The sequence below is a fragment of the Kribbella sp. NPDC055110 genome, from assembly GCF_053607525.1.
On sequence record NZ_JBSGTS010000005.1, the window covers coordinates 250,244 to 273,575 of the forward strand.

21 protein-coding genes are annotated in these 23,332 nt (G+C 67.8%); 11 read left to right on the top strand and 10 right to left on the bottom strand.

Going from position 1 to position 23,332, the window contains the following annotated elements; genetic code table 11:
- Positions 1-51: 51 nt before the first annotated feature.
- Positions 52-603 carry a GNAT family N-acetyltransferase gene (locus tag ACWF0M_RS10970; protein WP_452235435.1) on the top strand — a complete coding sequence of 184 codons (552 nt, stop codon included), beginning with the start codon at positions 52-54 and terminating at the stop codon, positions 601-603.
- Positions 596-1,090 (top strand): phosphatase domain-containing protein, encoded by a 495-nt coding sequence (locus tag ACWF0M_RS10975; protein WP_452235436.1) that lies wholly within the window; start codon positions 596-598, stop codon positions 1,088-1,090. The genes ACWF0M_RS10970 and ACWF0M_RS10975 overlap by 8 nt, the downstream gene beginning before the upstream one ends.
- Before the next feature lies 1 nt (position 1,091).
- Here the strand turns inward: ACWF0M_RS10975 and ACWF0M_RS10980 are convergent, their stop codons facing one another.
- The 5 genes from ACWF0M_RS10980 to ACWF0M_RS11000 are packed head-to-tail and all read right to left on the bottom strand — an operon-like array spanning position 1,092 to position 6,656.
- Positions 1,092-2,765: an ABC transporter substrate-binding protein gene (locus ACWF0M_RS10980; protein ID WP_452235437.1), complete on the bottom strand. Its 1,674-nt coding sequence runs from the start codon at positions 2,763-2,765 to the stop codon at positions 1,092-1,094.
- Positions 2,762-3,748: an ABC transporter ATP-binding protein gene (locus ACWF0M_RS10985; RefSeq protein ID WP_452235438.1), complete on the bottom strand. Its 987-nt coding sequence runs from the start codon at positions 3,746-3,748 to the stop codon at positions 2,762-2,764. Before ACWF0M_RS10985 ends, ACWF0M_RS10980 begins: the two co-directional genes overlap by 4 nt.
- Positions 3,741-4,736 (bottom strand): ABC transporter ATP-binding protein, encoded by a 996-nt coding sequence (locus tag ACWF0M_RS10990; RefSeq protein ID WP_452235439.1) that lies wholly within the window; start codon positions 4,734-4,736, stop codon positions 3,741-3,743. Before ACWF0M_RS10990 ends, ACWF0M_RS10985 begins: the two co-directional genes overlap by 8 nt.
- Positions 4,729-5,727, bottom strand: coding sequence for an ABC transporter permease (locus ACWF0M_RS10995; protein WP_452235440.1), 999 nt, complete (start codon positions 5,725-5,727; stop codon positions 4,729-4,731). The genes ACWF0M_RS10990 and ACWF0M_RS10995 overlap by 8 nt, the downstream gene beginning before the upstream one ends.
- Positions 5,727-6,656: an ABC transporter permease gene (locus ACWF0M_RS11000; RefSeq protein ID WP_452235441.1), complete on the bottom strand. Its 930-nt coding sequence runs from the start codon at positions 6,654-6,656 to the stop codon at positions 5,727-5,729. Before ACWF0M_RS11000 ends, ACWF0M_RS10995 begins: the two co-directional genes overlap by 1 nt.
- A gap of 153 nt (positions 6,657-6,809) precedes the next feature.
- Here ACWF0M_RS11000 and ACWF0M_RS11005 point away from each other — a divergent pair, with 153 nt between their 5' ends.
- The 3 genes from ACWF0M_RS11005 to ACWF0M_RS11015 all read left to right on the top strand — a co-directional run bounded on the left by ACWF0M_RS11005 (position 6,810) and on the right by ACWF0M_RS11015 (position 10,882).
- Positions 6,810-7,652, top strand: coding sequence for an alpha/beta fold hydrolase (locus tag ACWF0M_RS11005; RefSeq protein ID WP_452235535.1), 843 nt, complete (start codon positions 6,810-6,812; stop codon positions 7,650-7,652).
- Positions 7,652-8,359 (top strand): nucleotidyltransferase domain-containing protein, encoded by a 708-nt coding sequence (locus ACWF0M_RS11010; RefSeq protein ID WP_452235442.1) that lies wholly within the window; start codon positions 7,652-7,654, stop codon positions 8,357-8,359. The genes ACWF0M_RS11005 and ACWF0M_RS11010 overlap by 1 nt, the downstream gene beginning before the upstream one ends.
- Positions 8,360-8,527: 168 nt before the next feature.
- Entirely contained in the window at positions 8,528-10,882 is a 2,355-nt protein-coding gene (locus ACWF0M_RS11015) for a hypothetical protein (protein ID WP_452235443.1), read from the top strand.
- Between the two features lie 114 nt (positions 10,883-10,996).
- On the opposite strand, the gene ACWF0M_RS11020 is transcribed toward ACWF0M_RS11015, so the two are convergent.
- Genes ACWF0M_RS11020 through ACWF0M_RS11035 form a run of 4 tightly spaced genes read right to left on the bottom strand, consistent with a single transcriptional unit; the run spans position 10,997 to position 13,774 of the window.
- Positions 10,997-11,821, bottom strand: coding sequence for a hypothetical protein (locus tag ACWF0M_RS11020; protein ID WP_452235444.1), 825 nt, complete (start codon positions 11,819-11,821; stop codon positions 10,997-10,999).
- A 48-nt stretch (positions 11,822-11,869) separates the two neighbouring features.
- A complete protein-coding gene (locus ACWF0M_RS11025; protein WP_452235445.1) occupies positions 11,870-12,523 on the bottom strand; it encodes a hypothetical protein in 654 nt (217 codons plus the stop codon).
- A gap of 49 nt (positions 12,524-12,572) precedes the next feature.
- The gene (locus ACWF0M_RS11030) at positions 12,573-13,229 is read right to left on the bottom strand and encodes a hypothetical protein (RefSeq protein ID WP_452235446.1); all 657 of its coding nucleotides are present in this window, start codon (positions 13,227-13,229) and stop codon (positions 12,573-12,575) included.
- Positions 13,226-13,774 carry an RNA polymerase sigma factor gene (locus tag ACWF0M_RS11035; RefSeq protein WP_452235447.1) on the bottom strand — a complete coding sequence of 183 codons (549 nt, stop codon included), beginning with the start codon at positions 13,772-13,774 and terminating at the stop codon, positions 13,226-13,228. Before ACWF0M_RS11035 ends, ACWF0M_RS11030 begins: the two co-directional genes overlap by 4 nt.
- Positions 13,775-13,850: 76 nt before the next feature.
- Here ACWF0M_RS11035 and ACWF0M_RS11040 point away from each other — a divergent pair, with 76 nt between their 5' ends.
- Entirely contained in the window at positions 13,851-15,362 is a 1,512-nt protein-coding gene (locus tag ACWF0M_RS11040) for a TldD/PmbA family protein (protein WP_452235448.1), read from the top strand.
- A complete protein-coding gene (locus tag ACWF0M_RS11045) occupies positions 15,359-16,765 on the top strand; it encodes a metallopeptidase TldD-related protein (protein ID WP_452235449.1) in 1,407 nt (468 codons plus the stop codon). Before ACWF0M_RS11040 ends, ACWF0M_RS11045 begins: the two co-directional genes overlap by 4 nt.
- Before the next feature lie 30 nt (positions 16,766-16,795).
- Here ACWF0M_RS11045 and ACWF0M_RS11050 read toward each other — a convergent pair whose 3' ends face one another.
- Positions 16,796-17,434 (bottom strand): class I SAM-dependent methyltransferase, encoded by a 639-nt coding sequence (locus ACWF0M_RS11050; protein ID WP_452235450.1) that lies wholly within the window; start codon positions 17,432-17,434, stop codon positions 16,796-16,798.
- A 180-nt stretch (positions 17,435-17,614) separates the two neighbouring features.
- Here ACWF0M_RS11050 and ACWF0M_RS11055 point away from each other — a divergent pair, with 180 nt between their 5' ends.
- From ACWF0M_RS11055 to ACWF0M_RS11070, 4 genes are all read left to right on the top strand, one after another.
- Positions 17,615-19,636, top strand: a complete 2,022-nt coding sequence (locus ACWF0M_RS11055) for an SCO7613 C-terminal domain-containing membrane protein (RefSeq protein ID WP_452235451.1) — start codon at positions 17,615-17,617, stop codon at positions 19,634-19,636.
- Between the two features lie 159 nt (positions 19,637-19,795).
- Positions 19,796-21,259 carry a PfkB family carbohydrate kinase gene (locus ACWF0M_RS11060; RefSeq protein ID WP_452235452.1) on the top strand — a complete coding sequence of 488 codons (1,464 nt, stop codon included), beginning with the start codon at positions 19,796-19,798 and terminating at the stop codon, positions 21,257-21,259.
- 25 nt (positions 21,260-21,284) lie between these two features.
- On the top strand, positions 21,285-22,799 hold the full coding sequence (locus ACWF0M_RS11065) for a PfkB family carbohydrate kinase (RefSeq protein WP_452235453.1): 1,515 nt from the start codon (positions 21,285-21,287) through the stop codon (positions 22,797-22,799).
- A 313-nt stretch (positions 22,800-23,112) separates the two neighbouring features.
- Entirely contained in the window at positions 23,113-23,328 is a 216-nt protein-coding gene (locus ACWF0M_RS11070; protein WP_452235454.1) for a hypothetical protein, read from the top strand.
- The last annotated feature ends 4 nt before the right edge of the window (positions 23,329-23,332 follow it).

Consider the following 23,332-nt stretch of genomic DNA (forward strand, 5'->3'; position numbering starts at 1 on the left):
CAAACCCCCACACCGCCCACACTCCGGACAGTCCTCGCCTACTATCCGGGCGTGGATGTGTATCTCACGACGGAGCACTTGCGGTTGGGGCGGTTCGGGGCGGGCGACGCCGAGTTGCTGCTCGAGTTGGACTCGGATCCCGAGGTAATGCGGTTCCTGACCGGGCAGGCGACGCCGCGGGACGAGGTCGAGAGCGTCGTACTGCCGGAGATTCTGAAGGTGTACGCCGAGCATCCGCAGCTCGGGACGTTCAAGGCCGAGGATGCTGATGGTTTCGTCGGGTGGTTCGGGATGCAGCCGACGGCGGACCCGCGGACCGTGGGCGTCGGGTACCGGCTGAAGCGGTCCGCCTGGGGCAAGGGGTATGCGACCGAGGGCACCCGGGCGCTGATCGCACACGCGTTCACCGAGCTCGGGATGGAGCGGGTGGAGGCGGACACGATGGCGGTCAACCACCGCTCGCGGGCCGTCATGCGGCGGTCTGGGCTGCGGTTCGAGAAGGTGTTCCACGAACACTTCGACGATCCGCTGCCCGGAACCGAGTTCGGCGAGGTCCTGTACGCCGTCGACCGCGCGACCTGGGAAGCTGGGGCGCATGAGTGACGAGCGACCGTACGCCGTACTGGACATCGACGCGACCTTGTCCGACACCAGTAAGCGGATCCAGTTCATCGAGCGGAAGCCGAAGGACTGGGACTCGTTCTTCGAGCACGCCAAGGACGACGCCGTCCTCGAAGAGGGCCTCGCGGTCGCGACGACCCTGGCCGCGGACCACGAGATCGTCTACCTGACCGGCCGCCCGGAGCGCACCCGGCGGATCACCGAGCAGTGGCTGAAGGACAACGGCTTCCCGGCCGGCAAGGTCTACATGCGCGGCAACACCGACCGCCGCCCGTCGATGCTGATGAAACTCGGCCGGCTCAAACGCCTCGCCGAGCAGCGCCCGGTCGCGGTGCTTGTGGACGACGACGTCAAGGTGATCGCCGCCGCTCAGAAGGCCGGCTACACCGTGATGAGGGCCGACTGGGGACTCGATGCCGAGACCCAGCCGACCCTCTTCGACGCTCAGGAGTCCGAAGGACGGACCTGAGCTACTTGCTGAGGCCGACAATCAGCGTGTTCGCGTACGGCGGGTAGGAGGACAGGTAGAAGTTCTGGACCTTCGACCCGTGCAGGAACGCGTTGCGTGCGTAGATCAGCGGCACGATCGGCGCGTCGGCCATGATCTGCTTGTCCAGCGCGGCCCATAGCCCGGCCGCCTTCGTCCGGTCCGGCTCGGACGTCGCAGCGTTGATCGCGGTGTCCACTGCCGGGTTGGAGTAGCGGGAGATGTTGTACCCGCCGTTGCCGATCTCCGACGTGCCAAAGAGCGGCTGGATGTTGCCGATCGCGCTCGGGAAGTCCGGCAGCCAGCTTGAGACGGTCAGGTCGAAGTCCGGCTTGTTGCCGGTGATCAAGTCGGACAGCGGCTCACTGTCCAGCGGCTTGATGGTGACGGTGATCCCGGCCCGCTTCAGACCCTGCTGGATCGCCTGCGCCACGCCGAGACCGGTCGTGTTGTCGGCGGCCAGCACCAGGTTCAGGTTGCTGACGCCCGCCGCGGTCAGCATCTGCTTGGCCTTCGCCGGGTCACCGGCCGGCGGCGCCTCGTACAGGTCGTACTTGTTGTACCCGTCGATGCCTGGCGTGATCAGCGTCGAAGCGATCTCCCCGCCGTAGTCCGGACCGCCCTCGGCGACCTGGACTGCCTGCTTGTCGACGGCGTACTCGATCGCCTTGCGGACCGCGGGATTGGCCAGCGCCGGGCGCTTGGTGTTCATCGCCAGGTACTCGAGCGCGCCGGACGGCGACGTCGCCACCCGAGCTTTGACGGCCGGGTTGCCGTTGACGGTCGGGATCAGCGCGGCCGGCACCGAGACACCGGTGGTGGCGGCGAACTTGTCGTCGCCGGCATCGGCGATCAGCCGCTGGTTGACCACATTGGGCTCCAGGCCCATGTCGGTCACGATCGAGTCCGGCAGACCGGTCCGGGCCGGGTCGGTCGACTTGTCCCAGTTCGGGTTCCGCGTCAGGACCAGCTTCGAGCCCGGGGTGTACGACTCCACCTGGTACGGGCCGCTGGCCATCGGCTTCTCGCCGTAGTGCGCCGGGTCGGTGTCGGCCTTCTTCGGCACCGGCGAGAACGCCGGCATGCTGACGATCCACGGCCAGTCGCCGTACGGCTTGTTCAGCTTGAAGACGATCGTGGTGTCGTCCGGCGTCTCGATCGAGGCCAGCTCGCCGCCCTTGTACGGGCCGGTGTACTTCTCGGCGCCGGCCAGCAGCGTCTTGTGGTAGCCCAGACCGCCGGACAGCTCCGGCGCGAACGACCGCTCGACGCCGTACTTGATGTCAGCGGCAACGATCGGCGAACCGTCGGAGTACTTGAGACCGGACTTCAGTTTGTAGGTCCAGGTCTTGCCTCCGTCGGTGACCTGGCCGGTGTCGGTGGCCAGGTCCGGGACCAGCTCGGTCGGCTTGCTCGGGTCGGTCTTCCACGACGTCAGGCCGCGCAGCACCAGGTGGATGCCGCTGATGCCCAGGTTCTGGCTCTTGGCCGGGTCGTAGCTGACTTCCTTGGCCGTGCTAAGGAAGTGGAGGGTTCCGCCCTGCTCTGCGGCCGCAGTACTGCCACCGGTCGTGCCGGACTTGTCGTTGGCGTTGCAGGCGGCCGCCGCGAGTGCCAGCACGGCCGCTAGCGCGACCGCTCGGGATATGCGTTTCATTGTGTCCTCTCAGAGGTGGGGGGCTCAGGGAAGTAGCAGGCGGCCCGGTGTTCGGATTTCCCGTGGACGGGTTCGAGCACTGGTCGTTTCGTTGCGCAGACGTCCTCGGCCTTGTAACAGCGGGTCCGGAACGGGCATCCGGACGGCGGGTTGATGGGAGTCGGTACGTCGCCCGTCAGCACGATGCGATCACGCGAGACACCCGGCTCGGGCACGGGTACGGCGGACAGCAACGCCTTCGTGTACGGGTGTGCCGGCGACTCGTACACCTGCGCCGCCGGGCCTTCTTCGACGATCGTGCCGAGGTACATCACGGCGATCCGGTCGGCGACCTGACGGACGACGGCGAGGTCGTGGGCGACCAGCACGTACGACAGACCGAGCTCGTCGCGCAGGTCGGCGAGCAGGTTCAGTACCTGGGCCTGCACCGACACGTCCAGCGCGGACACCGGCTCGTCGCAGACCAGCAGATCGGGTTTGACCGACAGCGCCCGCGCGATCCCGATCCGCTGGCGTTGACCGCCGGAGAACTCGTGCGGGTACCGCACCAGGTGCTCCTCGGCCAGTCCGACCTGTTCGAGCAGTTCGACCAGCTGGGCCCGGGTCGGGCGGAGTCCTTGCGCGCGGAACGGCGTACTCAAGATCGTCGCCACCGACTGCCGCGGGTTCAGCGAGGCCTGCGGGTCCTGGAAGACCATCTGGATCCGGCGGCGGATCGGGCGCAGCCGACGGCCCTTCAGCGTGGTGACGTCCTTGCCGCCGATCTCGACCCGGCCCTGTGTCGGGTCGAGCAGCCGGGTCGCGACCCGGGCCAGCGTGGACTTGCCGGAGCCCGATTCACCCACGAGACCGAGGGTTTCACCCTTGCGTACGACGAGATTGACGCCGTCGACCGCGCGCACGGCCTGCGCCTTCTGCCACGGTACGCCGCGCAACCCGAAGTACTTCTTGACGTCCTTGAGGTTCAGCAGCTCCTCAGACATCCGCCGGCCTCCGTCCCAGGTGGCAAGCCGCTTCGTGATCGCCCTCGCCAGGACGCGGCGTGAGCTCAGGTCGCTCGGTGATGCACCGCTCCCCCACCAGATGCGTGTAGGCACACCGCGGCTGGAACGGGCATCCGGTCGTGATCGACCCCGGCGACGGCGGGCTGCCCGGGATCGTGGTCAGCCGCAGCTTCGGCGGTACGTCGACCCGCGGCATCGCCCCCAGCAACCCGAGGCTGTACGGATGCGCCGCCCGGAAGAACAGGTCGCGTACGGTGCCACGCTCGGCCGCGCGTCCGGCGTACATCACCAGGACGTCGTCCGCGACCTCCGCGACCACTCCGAGGTCGTGCGAGATCAGGATCAGCGCCGTACCGAACTCGTCCTGGACGTCGTCCAGCAGGCGCATGATCTGGGCCTGCACGGTGACGTCGAGTGCGGTCGTCGGCTCGTCCGCGATCAGCACTCTCGGGTCGTTCACCAGAGCCATAGCAATCACGACCCGCTGCCGCATTCCTCCGGAGAACTCGTGCGGGTAGCTCTCCGCGCGGCGGGCCGCGTCCGGGATGCCGACCTTGTCGAGCATCTCGACCGCACGCTGCCTCGCGACCTTCTTCGAGACGTCGTGATGCAGCCGGTACGCCTCGGCGACCTGCCAGCCGACCGAGTAGTACGGGTTCAGCGCGGACAGGGCGTCCTGGAAGACCATCGCGATGTCGTTGCCGCGGATCTTGCGGAGCTCGTCGTTCGGCAGGCCGTTCAGCTCGCGGCCGTCGAGCAGCACCTCGCCGCTGACGTCGGCGTTCGACGGCAGCAGGCCCATCACCGCGGACGAGCTGACACTCTTCCCGGAACCGGACTCGCCGACGATCGCGAGCGTCTGCCCGGGCGCGACCGCGAAGTCGATGCCGTCGACGGCCGGCACCGAACCGTTCTCGGTCCGGAACGTGACCTTCAGGTCATGGACCTCCAGCACTGGATCAGCCATGACTCACCCTCGGGTCGAGCGCTCCGTGCACTATGTCCACCACCAGGTTCGCGAGGATGATCAGGAACGCCGAGAACAGCGTCACGCCGACGACCACGGCCACGTCGAGCTGGCCGACCGCGCTGATCAGCAGGTCGCCGAGGCCCTGCATGCTGAACACCTTCTCGGTCAGGATCGCCCCGCCGAGCAGACCGCCGAGGTCGAGTCCGAACAGCGTGACGACCGGGACCAGCACGCCGCGCAGCCCGTGGATCAGGACCACCCGCCCCTCACCGGCGCCCTTCGCCCGGGCTGTGGTGATGTAGTCGAGGTTGAGCTCCTCGAGCATCTGCGACCTGGTCAGCCGGATGTACGACGCCGCTTGCAGGATCGCCAGCACGATCCAGGGCGTGATCAGGTGCCAGGCCCAGTCGACCGGGCTCTCGGTGAACGGGATGTAGCCGTTGACCGGGACCATGTTCAGCCAGAACCCGAACACCAGGATCGCGAGCAGCCCGAGCAGGAACGACGGCGTCGAGACGCCGATCAGCGCGACGCCGACGGACAACCGGTCGAGGATGCGGCCCCGGTTCAGCGCGGCGATCACCCCGAGCGAGACGCCGATCAGCAGCCAGAGGACCGCGGCGCCGAGCGCGATCGACGCGGTGATCGGCAGCCGGTCCGTGATCAGAGTGGTGACCGGGCGAGCCAGCGGGAACGAGTACCCGAAGCACGGAGCGTTGCAGTGCACAGCCGCCGTACCGTCACCGAATGTGCGGCCGGCGACGATGCCCTTCAGGAAGTTCAGGTACTGCTGCAGGGTGCTCTGGTCGAACTGCATGAAGTGCCGCGCCTGCTCGAGGCGGTCCGGCGTACACGGCTTGCCGCACGCCAGGTGGGCCGGGTCGGCGGGGATCGCGTAGAAGATCAGGTAGACAGCGAGGCTCAGCGCGAGCATCACGAGCAGCGCGGCGGACAGACGCCGGATCAGGAACCAGACGAGGTCGGGCATCAGTTCGTCCTCCGCAGCCGGACGTCGAACGCGTCCCGTACGCCGTCGCCGAGCAACGTGAAGCCGAGGACCGCGAGGAACAGCATCGCGCCCGGGAACAGCAGGAACCACGGGTCCGCGCCGGTGTAGACCCAGGCGATCGAGTCCGAGATCGACCGGCCGAGACTGGGTGTCGGCGGCGGGACGCCGACGCCGAGAAAGGACAGGCCGGCCTCGGCGCCGATGTAGCCGGGGATCGCGAGCGTGGCGATCACCAGCACCGGACCGAGCAGGTTCGGCAGCAGCTCGCGGGTGATCACCATCCAGCCGCTCGACCCGACGCTGCGGGCCGCCTCGACGAACTCGCGGGCGACCAGCGAACGGGCCTGGTTCCGGATCAGGCGGGCCAGGCCGGCCCAGCCGAAGAAGCTCAGCACCAGGATCAGCAGCAGCCAGCGCGGGAACTTCGCCGGCACAACGATGCCGAGGGCAATCATGAAGACGAGCTGCGGGAAGCCGAACAGGAAGTCGAGCAGCCGCGACAGTACTGCGTCGTACCAGCCGCCGAAGTACGCCGCGCTGATTCCGGCGAGGGTGCCGACGACGGTCGTGATCAGCGTGACGACGACCGCAATGAACAGCGACGTACGCAGACCGAGAACGACGATCGAGAACAGGTCCCGGCCGGTCAGCGGCTCCACTCCGAACCAATGGCTGCCGCTCGCGCCACCGACCGCGCCGCGGGGAGCATTGCCGCGCGCCGGATCGAGCAGGTCGATGTGGTACGTCGTCGCGTCCTGGCCGGCCAGCCGCACCAGCAACGGCGCCGCGGCGGCGATCACGATCAGCAGGCCGACCACGACCAGACCGACCTGCGCACTGCGGTCACGCCGCAACCGGCGCATCGCCTGCCGGGTGGGCGATACGGTCCCGGCGACCGAGGAACTCACAAGCACTCCCGACAGGTTCGAAGCTGCAGCCGACAAAACCTAGGCCGCATCCTCCCACCACGGCGAACACATCTCGAATCCCGAGAATGTCAGGTTGTTAACTGTGGATTCGGGTAGGTGCTGTCGGGCGGTTACGCTCCGCTGGTGGACGGCATGGTGCGGATCAGTGACCGGGTGCTCCTGTACGCCGTGTACGGCGCGGATGACGGCGTACCCGTGATGTCGTTCGGAGGTACGCCGAGCACGCGGTGGAAACGTCCCGAGGTGCTGGCGACCATCGAGTCGTCCGGGGTGCGGATGGTGATGCCGGACCGGCCCGGGTACGGCGGTTCTACGCGGCAACCGGACCGGACCGTGGCTTCGGTGGCTTTTGATGCTGCCGCGCTTGCCGACTCGCTCGGGTGGGAACGGTTCGCGGTCACTGGCGGCTCCGGAGGCGGTCCGCACGCGTTGGCCTGCGCGGCACTGCTGCCGGATCGGGTGACCCGCTGCGCGGTGACTGGGAGCAACGCGCCGCCGATCGTCGACGGTCCCGAACCGACCGAGGCGGAGGAACAGATGGACCCACGACGGAACCGCACCTCCTGGCTGGCAGTGCACGGCGACCTGCGACCGGGGCTCGAGGAGACAGCGCGCAGCATCATGACCGCCGTCGAGGAGGGCGGACCGGAGTTCCCACCGGATCCCGGCTCGCCGCCCGGTCCGCCAGCCCGTGAGGACCCTGAGGCAGTCGCACGTCTGACCGCGACCTTCGTCACCAGCCACGACGGGTGGATCGACGACCATCTCGCGTTCGCTCGGCCCTGGGGCTTCGAACTCGGTGACATCCGGGTGCCTGTCAGCCTCTGGCACGGATCGGCTGACGAGCGCGCCGGCAAGTACGCCGACCACCTGGCAGCCGCGATCCCGCACGCCGAACGCAAGTACTACGTGGGCGGCCACATCCCGCCGACAAATGCGTACCGCGAACTGCTGCGGTGGCTGACACTGTCCTGATGGATCTAGCCCTGTTGGACTTGGCGCGTCGACTCGTTCTGGAGCTGTATCCGGAGGCCCGGGCCGCCTGGCTCGGCGGGAGTGTGGTGCGCGGTGACGCGAGTCCGACGTCCGACCTGGACATCACGGTGCTGCTGGACGGACCGCCGGCGCCACGGAGGAAGTCGCTCGAGTACGGCGGCTGGCCGGTCGAGCTGTTCGTGCACACCGAGAAGTCACTGCGCTACTTCGCCGACAGGGACCAGCTGCGCCGCCAGCCGACCATGATGCGGCTCGTCGGCGAGTCCGTCGTACTGGTGGACACCGACGGGTCCGGTGCGCAGCTGCAGGAGCAGTGCCTGGCTGAGGTGGCTGCCGGACCGAAGCCTCTGTCTCCGGACGAACTCGATCTGCTGCGCTACATTGTCACGGACCTGCTGGAAGACCTGTCAGCCGCAGAAGGTGACGTGCGCCTGGCGATCGCGTCGGTGTTGTGGCAGGAGGCGGCGCGACTGCTGCTGACGGGCGCTGGCCACTGGTCCGGCACCGGCAAGGGGCTGCTGCGCGAGGTCACGGCGTACGACGTTGCTCACGGCACCGACCACGCCGTGAAGCTGCTGGACGGTGTGCGGACGTCGGACGACCGTCTGGTGGTTGCCGTCGACCACATCCTTGCCGCGTACGGAGGACGACTGTTCAGCGGGTTCGAACTGGCTGCGGACATCTAGGTTCGGATCCCGACCCACCTACCCCGGCCAGGGCTGCCCGCCTTTCAGGCACCGCCGTCAGCCGGTCACGGGGAGGTCCTGATCGATCTCGAACGGCATACCCGTTTCCGGCATGGCTGGCGTGTGACGTTTCCCCTTGTGGATAAGGGAATCCATGCATCCTGAGGCTTGGATCCCCCACTCAACTGCCGTAGAATCAAACACATGTTCGAGGAAGATCTGGAGTCGCTCCCCACCCGCGACCTGCTGGAAAACGCCGCGGAATGCCGCGCCACCGCCAACCAGGCCGACGCGCGACAACTGGAATGCGCCCAGATCTACGCCGACCGCCACCACCCCTCGGCCTGCGAGCCCCGCCCCACCCGCCGCGCCACCGACGGCCGCGAACGCGCCGTCATCCTCGGCGGCGACGGCTGCCCCGAAATCGCCGAGTTCGCGATCGCCGAACTCGCCCTCGTCATCGGCGTCTCGGCCGGGGTCGGCCACGACCTGCTCGCCGACGCCCTCGCCCTCCGCCACCGCTTCCCCCGCACATGGACCGCGATCCAGGCCGGCCAAGCCACCCCCTGGAAGGCCCGCCAGATCGTCCGCGCCTGCACCAAACTCGACCGCCTCGCCGCCGCCTACGTCGACCGCAAGATCGCCGCCGTGATCGACACCATCTCCCCCCACCGGCTCGAAAAAATCGCCCGCGCCGCCCGCAAACACGCCGACCCCGCCCACGCCGCCGACGAAACCACCGAAGCCGCCGACGAACGCGGCGTCTACATCAGCCGCGGCGACGCCCACGGCAACAAAACCATCTACATCAAAGCCGCCGCCGCCGCAGTCAACCGCTGGAACGCGACCATCACCGACATCGCCGAAGCCCTCAAAGCCCTCGGCGACACCCGCCCGGTCCAGCACCGCCGCGCCGACGCCCTCGAGATCAACGCCGACCCCCGCTACACCCAAGAACTCCTCGCCCAAGCCCGCACCCACATCGAAACAGCACTGCGAGGCGACACAGCAACCAGCCCCACCAACCCCGACCCCGCCACCCACCACAAACCCCGCAACACCACAACCCCCGACAACCCAGCGACGCCGGACAACGCGGCGGTGCAGGACAATGCGGTGCCGAACGAGGCAGTGGTGCAGGACAACCCGGTGGTGCAGGACGACGCGGTGGTGCAGGACAACCCGGCGATGCGGGACGACGCGGTGGTGCAGGACAACCCGGTGCCGAGCGAGGCAGTGGTGCAGGACAACAACGACGTGGTGCGGGAAGACGTGGTGGCGCGGAACGACGCGGTAGTGCCAGTTGGTGAGAACGCGGGGAATGGGCCGCAGGCAAGCGTCCTCGACCGGCCGCTTCCCGGCCCCCGACGCCGACCAGACCCTCTCGAACCACAGAACTCGCCCGAGCCACCGGACTCGCTCGAACCAAACGACACGTCCGAACCAGCGGATTGGCTCGAACCAAACGACTCGTCCGATCCACAGGATTCGCTCGAACTGCAGGAGTCCGACGCTCGGCCGGCTTCCGCCGCGCCGGCCAGTGCGCCGAGCCCATCGCTCGAACCGCCGGACAGACTCGATCTGGTCGAGCCCTCGGGTCCGCCGGACGATCCGTGGCTCGAAGCCTCCGCGCCCTACGACCCCGACCCGCCGACCGATCCGTTCGACCGGCGAACACCCGCCCAGGCCGCGGACGCGGCTGCAGACCCGTGCAACGAACCCGGGGAGGGTTCGGCGATGGATGCTGCCGCGCTGCGGGCACTTCGCGCCCGGCTCGCACAGATCAAGCAGGACGCCTACGCCAACCCGAGCTACCCCACCCACCCCGCCACCCCCAACAGTCCGCACGACCCAGGCGGTCCAGGCGGTCCAGGCGGTCCAGGCGGTCCAGGTGATCCAGGTGAGTTGACGCGCCCCAATGCGCCAGCCCGACCGGACGGCGGGACCAAGGGACAGGTATGTCTGGGCCCGGTGCGTCCAGGACCGGCGCGGGCGGGACAGGTACGTCCGGGACAGGTGCGTCCGGGGCAGACTGAGGTGGTTGTGCATCTGACCGACCACACGCTGGCCACCGGCAGCGGCGTGTTGCGGGTCGAGACGATCGGGCCGTTGCTTGCGGCGCAACTGGCCGAAGTGATCGGGTATGGGCCGTACACGGTGAAGCCGGTGATCGACCTGAACGATGCCGTGAGTGTTGATGCGTATGAGATTCCGACCCGGATCCGTGACCGCGTCAGGTTCACCTACCCGGTCGAGCTGTTTCCGTACGGCAACCGGGAAACCACCAGCACGATCGATCTCGATCACATCGAGCCGTACGACCCGCACGGACCCACAGGCCAGACCAGCACCACCAATCTTGCGCCTCTCGGTCGCTTCGGGCACCGGGTGAAGACTCATGCGCGTGGCTGGCGCGTGCACCGGATCGACTACAAGACACTCGAGTGGACCACGCCCCACGGGTTCACCTTCCACGTCGATCCCGACGGCACCCACCGAATCGATCGACGCGTCGACCCATGAGGCCGTGCGATACCCGGCCGGGTCCAGGCCGGATCGCTGACATCCCGACATCGCGGGTCGAACACGCGCGCGACCTCGCGAAGCGGTCGTCGTCGCGAGCCGGTTGGATGATTGTCAGGCGTTGGCCGGCACCACGGGTCGGCCGGTGGCGGTCTCCACGACGTACGCCAGAAAGTCCCGGGTGTCCGCGAGCAGCTCGGCCTGGTCGGCGTACCCGGATTCCCCGCTGGCGTCACGCAGATGCAGACCCTCGGCCAGGATCCGGTGCCAGCGCTCGTCGAAGTACGTCAGCGCCCAGCGGCCGGCGCGCGACTTCGCAGTCATCTCGCCGGTGATCAGGAGGTGCTGCAGACGCACAGAGGCGAGGATGCAGTGCGACAGCAGATAGTCACGCGTGCGCTCGTCCGTCGGTAGGTCGGCAGTAGTGGCCCGGGTCAGACCCTCGGCGTTACGGCGCCAGTAGGTGTCGAGGTTGCCCACCGTGTACTCGCGCAGCGCCTGCTTGTCGGTCCAGATCTGAAGCGTGGACAGCTCTGGACCGGCGACCGTGATCCCGGCCTGGGCCAGTTCGTGCCAGGTGATCATCCGCGACGGCGAGGCGATGATCTCGAGTTTCCTGGTGGAGATCATCTCCGGCGCCGGCGGCAGCGTGCGCGGGTCGCACGCCAGGTCGGCGGCAAGCAGGTGCGGCCCGTCGAACCGGATCGAGGAGTACTTCGCCATCTGCGCGTGAACGGCCTGCAGCGCCTCCACCTCCGCGAGCTCCGGCCGGCGGGCGAGCGTGGCGAGGAAGTCGACGTCGGACTCCTGCGGCGCCCACTCGTCGAAGACCACGCCACCATGGAGATACAGCCCGGTCAGCAGCCCCGCGGGCAGCTCTCGCTCGGCGAGCGACAGAAAGTGGTCGCACAGGTCCTGGACGGGGGCTGGGAGGGCCACAGGCGTTCTCCTAGGTCGGCTGCCGGAAGGGCCCACCGTACCGGCGCGCTAGTCGATCAGCTCCCAGCGGCGCTTCGGGAACAGGCGTAGGGCGACGACGGTGACTGCTGCTCCGAGGAGTACGCCGGGGATGATCCAGCGCCACCCGGTGAAGACGCTGGACGTCGTGGACACCTGTGCCTGGACCGGTGCAGCAGGTGCCGGTGCAGCAGGTGCCGGTGCGGCAGGTGCGGGTGCCGGCTCTGGTGTGGACTGCTCGACCGCGTAGCCGTCGTCCAGGCTCGGGCCGCCATAGAACTCTCCGCTCAGCAGCTTGAGGTCGCCGAGGAGCTTCAGGAGCTTCACGGGGTCGGTGGCGCGGTGCCACGTGGGCTTCGCGGGTTTGGTGCCGGACATCAGGTCCTCGGTCGCGATCCACGGTCCGCCCGGTGCGTCCGGATAAATGATGTCGATGCGCCAGACGGACATGTCGTGGATCAGCCAGGTAGCGCGGACGAACCGGCCGGAGGGGTGCCCGTCGGTCGGCTCGGATCTCGTCAGCTCGGTCAGTCTCGAGAGTTCGTCGTACCGCGGGTCGTTGTAGCCGAAGGCGACAACCGACGGGGGTGCGCTGAGCAGGACGCTGGTCGGCCCGCCGGCGTGTGCGGGCGTGACACCGATCGCGAAGAGCACGACAACGAGCATGAGGATGCGGCGGACCATGGCAGCTCTCCCTGTTCAGTTCCCTTTGCCGCTGGTACACCGCTCGCGGTCAGGAGGTTCCGATCGCTAGTTCCACGGCCCGGGCCTTGTCGACTCCTTCGAGACGGAACGTGACACCGTCGCGCTCCCAGACCAGCGTGGGGCCTGCGATCCGTACGACGCGTTTGTCGACCAGCACGAGCTCGTGCGGCGTACTGAACCAGAAGCCGGGTACGTCGGGGACGTACTCGAGCCCGCCGTAGTACTGCTTGATGTACCGCGGCTCGAGCCCGGACTGGAACTGCTCCAGCCGTACGCCGTCCCAGTTGGTCGCCAGGAAGCCTTTGGACGCCTCTACCCCCGTCGGCGTACCCAGTGCCTTGGGGAGCTGCGGCGTGAAGCCAGCGACGCGTGCAGCGGCCTCCACGGACATGTGACCGGCCACTGTCGGAACTGCCGGCGCACTCCGAGGCCCAGTGCCCACCGGCTCCGCCTGGACTCCCCCGATGTGCAGCCATTCCGCAACCGTCGCCCGTACCGGAGGGGTGAGCGCAGCGCCCGCGATCAGGATGAGGAAGCCGGCAAGGAACGCCCGCCACCTGTCCCGCAGCCGCTTCCGCACCGGGACGTCAGCGACCCGTGACAGCACTGCTGCGGTCAGGGAGTCGTCTACAGGAGGTACGACGACTGAGCGGCCGACGGATCGCAGTTCGTCTTCGAGGCTCATCGCTGCACCTCCTTGTCGGGTAGGGCGTCACGCAGCCGGCCCAGTGCGCGGTGCAGCCGTGACTTGACGGTTCCTCGCGGCCAGCCGAGTACTACTGCGGTCTCCTGCTCATCCAGGTCCAGCAGGTATCTGCAGGTCACCACCAACCGCATCTGCTCGGGCAACGCGCGTACAGCGGCCAGCAACTCGGTACGACGCTCCAACGACACAGCCGCGTCAGCCGGATCCAGTACGACGTCGACCGGCGCCGCCAGCTCCTCCCGCCGAGCCCGGCGTCCACGAGCGCGCAGAGCGTTCCGGGTCTCGTTGGCGACGATCCGCAGCAACCAGGGCCGGAACGCCGCGCCCTCCCGGAACCCACCGAGCGCTCTGAATGCCTTGACGAACGCGTCCTGCACCACGTCGTCCGCATCGGCTCCGGCGCCCAGGAACACCGCGGTTCGCTTCGCCACGGAGGCATGCCGATCCACCAGCTCGCCGTACGCGGCCGACTCCCCGCCGCGCACCCGAGCCACGATCTCGGCTTCCTCACCGGGGCTGGTCAAAGGCCTCCTGTCTACTTCCGGACACTGGCACTACACCGCCGATCATCTCCAGGTTCCCGTGTATAGGGTCGGGGTCGTGCCAGATATCGACGCAAGCTTTCTCGCTCTCCCCCGGCAGGAGTTGGCGGCGGCCGCCCTCCAGCGCGCCCGTGACCTCGGGGCCACGTTCGCCGAGTTCCGGCTGGAGCGGATCCGGTCCGAGTCCATCTCCCTGCGCGACAGCGTGCTGGAGAACGCGAAGGACGACGAGGACCTCGGTCTCGCCGTCCGCGTCATCCACGACGGCACCTGGGGTTTCGCCGCCGGTGTCGCGCTGACCACCGACGAGGCGGTGAGTCTGGCCGAGCAGGCCGTGAACATGGCCCAGGTGTCCCGGCCGATCAACGCCGAGACGATCGAGCTCGCCGACGAGCCGACGTACGACGACGTCACCTGGATCTCGTCGTACGAGATCGACCCGTTCAGCGTTCCGCGGGCCGAGAAGGTCGCGCTGCTCACCGACTACAGCGACCGCCTGCTCAAGGCGGAGGGGGTCGCGCACGTCAGCGTCCACGTCGCCACGATCCACGAGTGCAAGTACTACGCGAACACCGCCGGTACGTCGTACACGCAGCAACGCGTCCGCATCGGGCCCGACATCACCGCGCACGCCGTCGCGGAGGACCGGTTCGACTCGATGTCCTCCATCGCCCCGCCGGCCGGTCGCGGCTGGGAGTACATGACCGGCACCGGCTGGAACTGGGACGAGGAGCTCGCCCAGATCCCCGGCTGGCTGGCCGAGAAGATGGCCGCGCCGACCGTCGAAGCCGGCACGTACGACGTCGTCATCGACCCGTCCAACCTCTGGCTCACGATCCACGAGTCGATCGGCCACGCCACCGAGCTCGACCGCGCCCTCGGGTACGAGGCGAACTACGCGGGCACCAGCTTCGCCACGCTCGACCAGCTCGGCACGCTCAAGTACGGCTCGCCGATCATGCACGTCACGGGTGACCGCACGGCGGAGAACGGCCTGTCCACCGTCGGGTACGACGACGAGGGCGTCGCGGGCCAGCAGTGGGACCTGGTCAAGGACGGGATCCTGGTCGGGTACCAGGTCGACCGCCGGATGGCGAAGAAGAACGAGGACGTGCTCGGCACGCCCCGCTCGAACGGGTGCGCGTACGCCGACTCGTCCGGCCACATCCCGATCCAGCGGATGGCCAACGTCTCGCTGCAGCCCGCCGCGGACGGCCCGTCCACCGAGGAACTGATCAGCCAGGTCACGAACGGGATCTACATCGTCGGCGACAAGTCCTGGTCGATCGACATGCAGCGGTACAACTTCCAGTTCACCGGCCAGCGGTTCTACAAGATCACCGACGGCAAGCTCGAGGGTCAGCTCCGCGACGTCGCGTACCAGGCCACGACCACCGATTTCTGGGGGTCGATGGAGGCCGTCGGCGGCCCGCAGACATACGTCCTCGGCGGCGCGCTGAACTGCGGCAAGGCCGAGCCCGGACAGTCCGGCGCGATCAGCCACGGTTGCCCGTCCGCACTGTTCCGCGGCATCCGCATTCTCAACACCACTCAGGAGGCCGGCCGGTGACGGGCATTCAACTCACCCCGCAGGACACCATCGAGCGGGGTCTTACCCTGGCCGCAGCCGAGGGCGCCGACGGTTGCGTCGTACTCGTCGCCGAGACCTCCAGCACCAACCTGCGCTGGGCGAACAACACCCTGACCACGAACGGCGCGATGCGCGGCTCGAGCGTGACTGTGATCGCCACCGTCGGCGCTGGCGAGGGTACGGCGGCCGGCGTCATCGGCCGCTCCTCGGTCACCGACGACTCGCTGCGCGAGATCGTGTCCGCCGCGATCGCGACCGCCCGCGCCGCCGGCCCGGCCGAGGACGCCCGCCCGCTCGTCGACGGTACGACGGGAGCGGACTGGGAGCTCGAGCCGGAGGAAACGTCCGTCGGCGTGTACGAAAAGTTCGCGCCCTCGCTCGGCGAATCGCTCAAACGCGCCTCTGCCGAAGAGCGCCGGTTGTACGGGTTCGCGAACCACGAGGTCACCACGCTGTACGTCGGGTCCTCGACGGGACTGCGGCTGCGCCAGGCACTCCCCGGCGGGTACGTGTCGTCGACCGGCAAGAACACCGACCTGAGCCAGTCCGCCTGGGTCGGCACCGCCACCCGCGACTTCACCGACGTCGACCCGCTCGCGCTCGACGCCGAGCTCACCCGCCGCCTCGGCTGGGCTCAGCGGACCGTGTCGGTCGAGGCCGGCCGGCACCCGACGATCCTGCCGCCGGCCGCGGTCGCGGACCTGATGACGTACCTGTACTGGCAGCTCGACGGTCGGGACGCGGTCGAGGGCCGGACCGTGTTCTCCAAGGCCGGTGGCGGCACCCGGCTCGGCGACCCCCTGTCGTCACAGCCCGTGAGCCTGCACTCCGACCCGGCGCTCGCCGGCCTCGAGACGTTCGCGTTCGCGGTGGCCCGTTCGTCCGGCGGATCGTCGAGCGTCTTCGACAACGGACTCACGCTCGCGGCCACGGACTGGATCCGCGGCGGCAAACTCGAACACCTGATGACGAGCCGGTACACCGCCGGTCTGATCGACGCACCGACCGCGACACCGGGCATCGACAACTACGTGGTCACGGTCGACGGTGCGACCGGTTCGACCGACGACCTGGTCGCCGGGCTCGACAACGGACTGCTCCTGACCTGCCTCTGGTACATCCGGATGGTCGACCCGCAGACGCTGCTGCTCACCGGACTCACCCGCGACGGCGTCTACCTGGTCGAGAACGGCGAGGTCACCGGGGCCGTCAACAACTTCCGCTTCAACGAAAGCCCGGTCGACCTGCTGGCCCGGTTCACCGCGGCCGGCACGACCGTTCCGTCGTACTCGCGGGAATGGGGCGACTACTTCTCCCGGACCGCGACGCCGCCGCTGCTGATCCCCGACTTCAACATGTCGAGCGTCAGCCAGGCCAGTTAGCCATTTGGACGGCGTCTATTTGGACGGCGTCTATTTGGACAGGGCGACGCGCCACAGCACGCGTTGTCCTTCGTGGTACGGCGTGAGCTCGTCGAGGTTCCAGTTCTCGGCGAGCTCACGCACCAGGTCCTCGTCGAAGAACCTGCCGACGAAGCCGTCGTGGATGGACAACCCGTCGTCGAGCGTCTGCCAGTACTGCGAGCAGGGGTCCTCCGTCGACCACACGGCGTACACGAAAACCCCGCCCGGGCTGAGCACCCGGTGGATCTCGCCGACGAGTGACCGCAGCTCGGACAGCGAGAACGCCATGTTCAGCAGGAGATTCGCGAACACCGCGTTCACTGCGCCGTCGGCCGGCGGCAGCGGGTCGCGGACGTCGTGCAGCGCGGCGGTGACGCGGTCGTCGAGCCCTTCGCGCTGCGCCTCGTGCCGGAGCTGGTCGAGCGCCGTCTCGCTGAAGTCGGTGGCGTGCACGCTGAATCCCTGTCGGGCCAGGAAGAGCGCGTCGCGGCCGTGGCCGGCGCCGAGTTCCAGCACGTCATCGATGCCTGCGGCACCGAACCGCTCCACGGCCTGCTGTGCAGCGGCCGATGGGTCCGGCCCGTGCAGCTGCGGGCGCCTCGCGTACGCCGAGTCCCACCGTTCCTGCTGAGCTCTCGCGAGCTCCACGTGCCCAGTGTTCCCTGTATGCCCTGTGGTATGCCCTGTGTACATGGTGCTCCCCGTGTTCGTCACGCCGGTCTGGACGATCGGCAGACCGCAGCAGCCTACGTCAGAACTTTGAGTAGACGTACTCAAGCGGCGGGCCGTTCCTTCTCGGGACAGTGGATGCGACCCGAGGAGGACCCGATGCCGACCGCCGCCATCACCTGCCCCACCTGCCGCGCCCCGCTCCACCTGACGATCACCCCGGCCCCTTATCCACAGCCTTACCCACAACCCCACCGCCCCCTCCCCGCCGCCCCACCCCACCTCGGCATCCACCTCCCAGCCCCTCCTCCCGCCCCTCCCGTCGCCCCGCCTGTTGCGCCTGTTGCTGCTCGTCCGACGCGGCCGCCCAAGCCTTCGAGGATCCGCCGCCTGAGCCCCCAGGCCACCCTCCTCACCCTCGGCGTACTCCTCCTCCTGGCCGCCGGCGTCACCTTCCTCGCCGTCAACTGGGACAACCTGCCCGTAGCCGCCCAGGCCGCCATCATCGGTACCCTCGCCGCCCTCTCCTTCGCCGGCTCGATCCCCGCCAGCCGCCACACCCTGGCCGGCACCGCCGAAGCCCTCGCCATCCTCGGCACCGGCCTCCTCACAGTGGACCTGTACGGCGCCCGAGCCCTCGGCCTCATCCCACCGACCGCCGTCGACGGCCTCACCTACAGCGCGATCGTCTTCACGACCATCGCCGTACTCGCCCTCGTCATGACCCGCCTCGCCCCCAAGGTCGTCACGTACGGCGTCACCACCGTCATCGCCGCCCAGATCCCGGTCCCACTCGTCCTGATCGACCGCGCGAGCCTCCCGGTCCTCCTCGGCGCGCTCCTGGCGCAGGTCGTCGGCACGCTGTTCCTGTCCGCGAAGGGCACCGCGATCGTCCGCCGTACCGGATCCATCACCGCCACCATCGTCTTCTGCGGCATCCTGGTCGCCGGCATGACCCGTACCCTGCTGGGCCTCGTGACCACCACCACTCTGTCCATCACGATCGCAACCGCCGCGGTCGTCTGCGTCGCCGCAGCGACCGGCATCGCGATCCTCCGCAAACGCCCGCTCCCCGCCGCGCTCTCACCCGGTCTCGGCGAGTGCGTCTGCGCCGCAGCCGCCGCCTTCGCGGTCGCCACCACACTCCCGCAACTCCCCGGCCCGAGCCGCTGGTTCACCACAGCACTCGCCGCGGCCCTCGCCATCGTCGAACTCGTCGCGGCCCGCCGTACCGGAAAACTCGCGATCATCCTGCACACGGCAACCATCACGGTCGCCGCCGTCGACCTCATGTACTGCGTGGCGACCGACGACATCCGCCAACTCGGCTACCTCGCCGCGATCCTCGCCGTACTGGCCCTCTTCGCCGCAGTCCGCAAGCTCATCGACCCCGTCCCCACCGCCGCCGTCGCGAGCCTGAGCGCCCAATTCGCGATCGTCCTGTTCGCATTCGACGGGTACGTCGACACGTGGCCGGCCGCCGTCGCACTCGCCGTCGTCGCCGCGATCGGCATCGCCGTCACCTGCGGGTACGTCGGCAAGCCGCTAGAACCCGTCCTGCTCACCACCGCCGCCTGCGCCGCCGTACTGGCCGAGATCGCCGCCGTGTCGGCCTCCCCCTTCACCGCAACCGGGGTGGTCCTGACGATCGTCGCCGCCCCGCTAATTGCCTACGGCATGAACCCGCGCCGCCGCCCCACCCTGCTGCAGGCCGCCCTCCTCCTGATCATCGCCAACACCACCTTCATGCTCGGCGCCGACGCACACACCCTGGAGTGGTACACCATCCCGCCGGCACTGATGCTGCTCACCGTCGGCATCGTTGCCTGGCGCAACCAGTCGAGCTGGGTCTACCTCGGCCCCGGCCTCCTCCTCGGCCTCGCCCCCTCAACCCTGACCGCCGACACCACCGACAACTGGCTCCGCGCAACCCTCGTAGTAGCCGCCGCCGTCCTCCTCATCCTTCTCGCCGTCCGCTACTCCCTCCAATCCCCCTTCATCATCGGCTCCGCCGCCGTAGCCAAAATCGGAATCGCCCAATTCCTGGAGGTGTCCCCCCTGATTCCCCGCTGGATAACCCTCGCCACCGCCGGCCTGATCCTCCTAACCACAGGCGCCACCTACGAACGCCGCCTAACCCAAGCCAAACAAGCCACCCGCTGGGTCGCCAACCTCCACTGAAAATCAAATGCTCGTCCCATCTCCACGACACTCGACGGCCGGTCGCCGTCCTGCCAATTGGCGGATACTGAAATTTCTGGCGACTGTTTCACCGGGGGCACCATGTCTGGCGACCATTTCTTGCCATCAGAGGCCAAGGCGCTTGTCTATGACTTCACCGTGCTCCGGAAGAATCAAGGTCTCAAGCAATCCCGACTGACCGAGGACCGCGCCGGTAACCTGCTCGGCTCTCGCGCGGTGCGCGAGTACATGGCGAAACACGGCGTCGGTGATCCTGCAGCCGCCGCGATCCAGGTCGTCATCGACGCCGTGCGCCAACTCTCGGTCCTCTCCGACCAGGTCGTCGCCGATGCCGTCCTCGGCTTGGGACTTTTCCTCACCGAGTACACCGACCAACACGTACCACCGCCAGTGATCGGGACTCTCGAAACCGCCGACCTGGGCGACCGGCGAGACTCGTTGCGCAATCATTGGCACCATCTGCACCAGGCCGTCGGCGCCAGTGCTCCCGAGACACCCGGAGACCGCTATCTCCGCGACACTATCGAGCCACGGATCTTCCGCGATCTGGCAATGCTGATCACCGGCTCCTCCGACGAGCATTCGCTGGCAGGCCCGATCACCACAGCCCCCAGGACCCTTTCCGAGGGTGCGCGTACCTCGTCACAGGGCAGGGTTGTCGTCGTCGGTGGCGTCGCGATGGATCACGTCTTCCACAGTGACGCCGTACCGCTGCCCGAGACGTCTGTCAGGGCCACCGACCATGTCCGATCACCCGGTGGCAAGGGTCTGAGTCAAGCGGTCGCGGCCGCCCGTCTCGGTCTCGAGGTCGTGCTGATCGCCGCCTGCGGCGACGACGAGGATGGTACGACGATCAAGCAGTATCTGGAGGATGAGCGCGTCGACACCTCGATGATGAAGATCGTCCGGAACGAGACAACGCCTCAGACCGCGGTGATCGAGTTCCCGGATGCCGAGAGCGCCGCAGTCGTGTGGCACAACGAGAGCGCCGTCAGCCTGAACATGCAGGACGTCCACCGGCATCGCGCCGTACTCGCGGCCTGCGATGCCGTACTGCTGACGTTCGAAATCCCGCAGGATGTCCTCTCCAGCACGCTGCACCTCGTGACCGGACTGGGTCCGGAACGTCCAGTCACCGTCGTCACGCCCGGGCAGCCCTACGACACAGGCCCGCCGTCGGGTCAGGCATTCGCCCAGATCGACTACCTGGTCGCACACAGTTGGGAGCTTCGGCGGCTCAGCTACTACACGCCCGGCAGACAAGCCTCGAACCACCTCGGCGAGAACTTCCTCCGCCTGGGCGTGAAGTCGGTCTGTGTACTCGGCAACCGAGGCGGAACCATCTACTCCCAGAACTCACCTCAGAGGTCGATCACTCCGCCACCGTCGATGCTGAAGGAATCCTCGATCACGAGAGATCTCTTCTGTGCGGCCCTCGTTGCCCGACTGGTCGAAGACCGCTCACTCACCGACGACGCCGTCCGATGGGCAACCGCAGCCATGGCCAGCTTCACGGAGGACTACGCAAACGCTCGTACCTTTCCCGACCGGAACCGCATAGAACAAATGCTCCGTGCCTTCCCCGGCGAAACCTGGCGATGACTCCAACTCTCCCTTGGCGGGTCAGATGTCCGATCAATTCACCGCACGATCACCCGAGGTAGCTGCCCTCGTCTCGATGTTCGTCGCGCTCCGGAAGAACGACGGCATGACCCCGCAGAGGCTTGCAATCAGTCGGGCGCAGCCTCTCCTCCATCTACCGGCAGTACGCGATCGGACCGAACGCACGGGCGAGGACCCGACGGTGGTCGCCGTCGAACTGGTCCGCGACCAGGTGCGCAGTATGGACATCACGACCGACCGGATCATTGCCGACGCAGTCCTCGGACTGGGCAGCTTTGCTGACGTCTACCAGGCAGCTGGGATCCCGGCAAGCATCCTCCACAAGCTCGAATCCGGAGACCTTGGCGTACGGCGTGCGGTGGTGTTGTCGTACTGGATTGACTTTCACCAGGCGTTGGCTGGGCCCGACTTCGCCGGAGCACCAGACGCGCCGAGCGACCGCAGTCTCCGCGGGCGAGCTGAGGAAGAGGTCTTCGAGCGACTCGCCGTCCACGTACTCAATGCCGCGCACTTGGTCAGCTCCGGCCGAACGTCCGGTCTCACAGTGACTGCGCCGTCCGCGTCTGAAGCACAGCTGAAGCCCACAGGTCGGGTGATCGTCGTCGGTGGCGTGACGATCGATCATGTCTGGCGAGTCGATCGCCCACCCGACCTGGAGACGTCGCGGATCGCCACCGGCTACAGCCGATCTCCAGGCGGAAAGGGCCTCAGCCAGGCAGTCGCAGTCGCTCGCCTCGACTTCGACGTGGCGCTGCTAACCGCTGTCGGAAAGGACCACGAGGGCCAGGAGATCCTTGATCATCTGGAGCTCGAGGGCGTCGACCGATCCTTGATCAAGGCCGTACCCAACGCGACGACACCGGCCACGGGCATCTTCGAGCGACCGTTCGGTGAAAGCGCCGCAGCCGTCTGGCGCGGTCCCTTGGAACTCGATAGTCGACACCTCGACCGGCACGCCAAGGCGTTGTCGAGTTCTGCGGCTGTGCTGCTGACCTTCGAGATCCCGCTGCCTGTTCTTCATCGAACTCTGGACTTGGTTGCCAGCAGACCGGCCGAACGTCCCCTCGTCATTGTCACGCCGGGGCAGCCCTACCCGGACGCCGGGCTGACGCGGGAAGCCCTGCGCCAGATCGACTATCTAGTGGCACGTCCCTGGGAGCTGGAACGCTACGCCCGATCGCCGGACGCACGGTACGACCCACAGATGATCAGCGCTGAACTCCTGAAGCAGGGCTTGAAGGCTCTCTGCGTGCTCGGCACACGGGGCGGCACCGTCTACCTGCCGGCCGGTGACTCGATCGACATCCCTTCCACGTCATCGGTGATCAAGGAATCGTCCATCACCCGCGACGCGTTCTGCGCCGCCCTCGCGACGGGCCTGATCGAACAGCGCCCTCTCGCTGCCGCCGTCCGCTGGGCAGCAGCCGCCATGGCCGCGGTCGCCGAGGACTACCTCAAGTCCCCATCGCCCCCGCTGCGGGCACGCGTCGACGCCATGTACCAGAAATACTTCGCGTGAGCCGGGCTGCCGATTGGCAGTCGATGCACCAGCCAGGTGCGACCTGACGACTGCCCTCCGACCGATTGGCACGGCGACACACCCCGCACACCGGCTGATGTCCCGGGCCGGTAACTGTGCACCGCCATTTGGTCTGACAAGCCTCTGGGGCGCTCACCAAAGTGCCGACAGAGGCCAAAAAGATGCCATTGACACCCAAATGTCATGAGTTGCAATCAGTCTTGAGAAGAATTTCAAGCGGGGATCCGGGGGGATCCTTGGCAGCTGACCAGTGACACGAATGGTTGTGTGAAATTCAGAATCGAGGCTCACCATGGCCGGAAGTCAAGCAGTCGCGCTGATGTTCATCATCTTCATCGCCTACTACCTCGTCAGCTGCTGGAGGAAGTTGGTCTTCCTCCTGGCCGTCATCGTGATCTCAGTCTTCGGATTCGGGATCTTCATGCTGGCTGAGCTGTTCAACGGCGAGCCGCCGCCCACTCAGGGTGACCAGTTCGTGAAGACCGGAACCACCTCCCAGCAACGCTAACCGT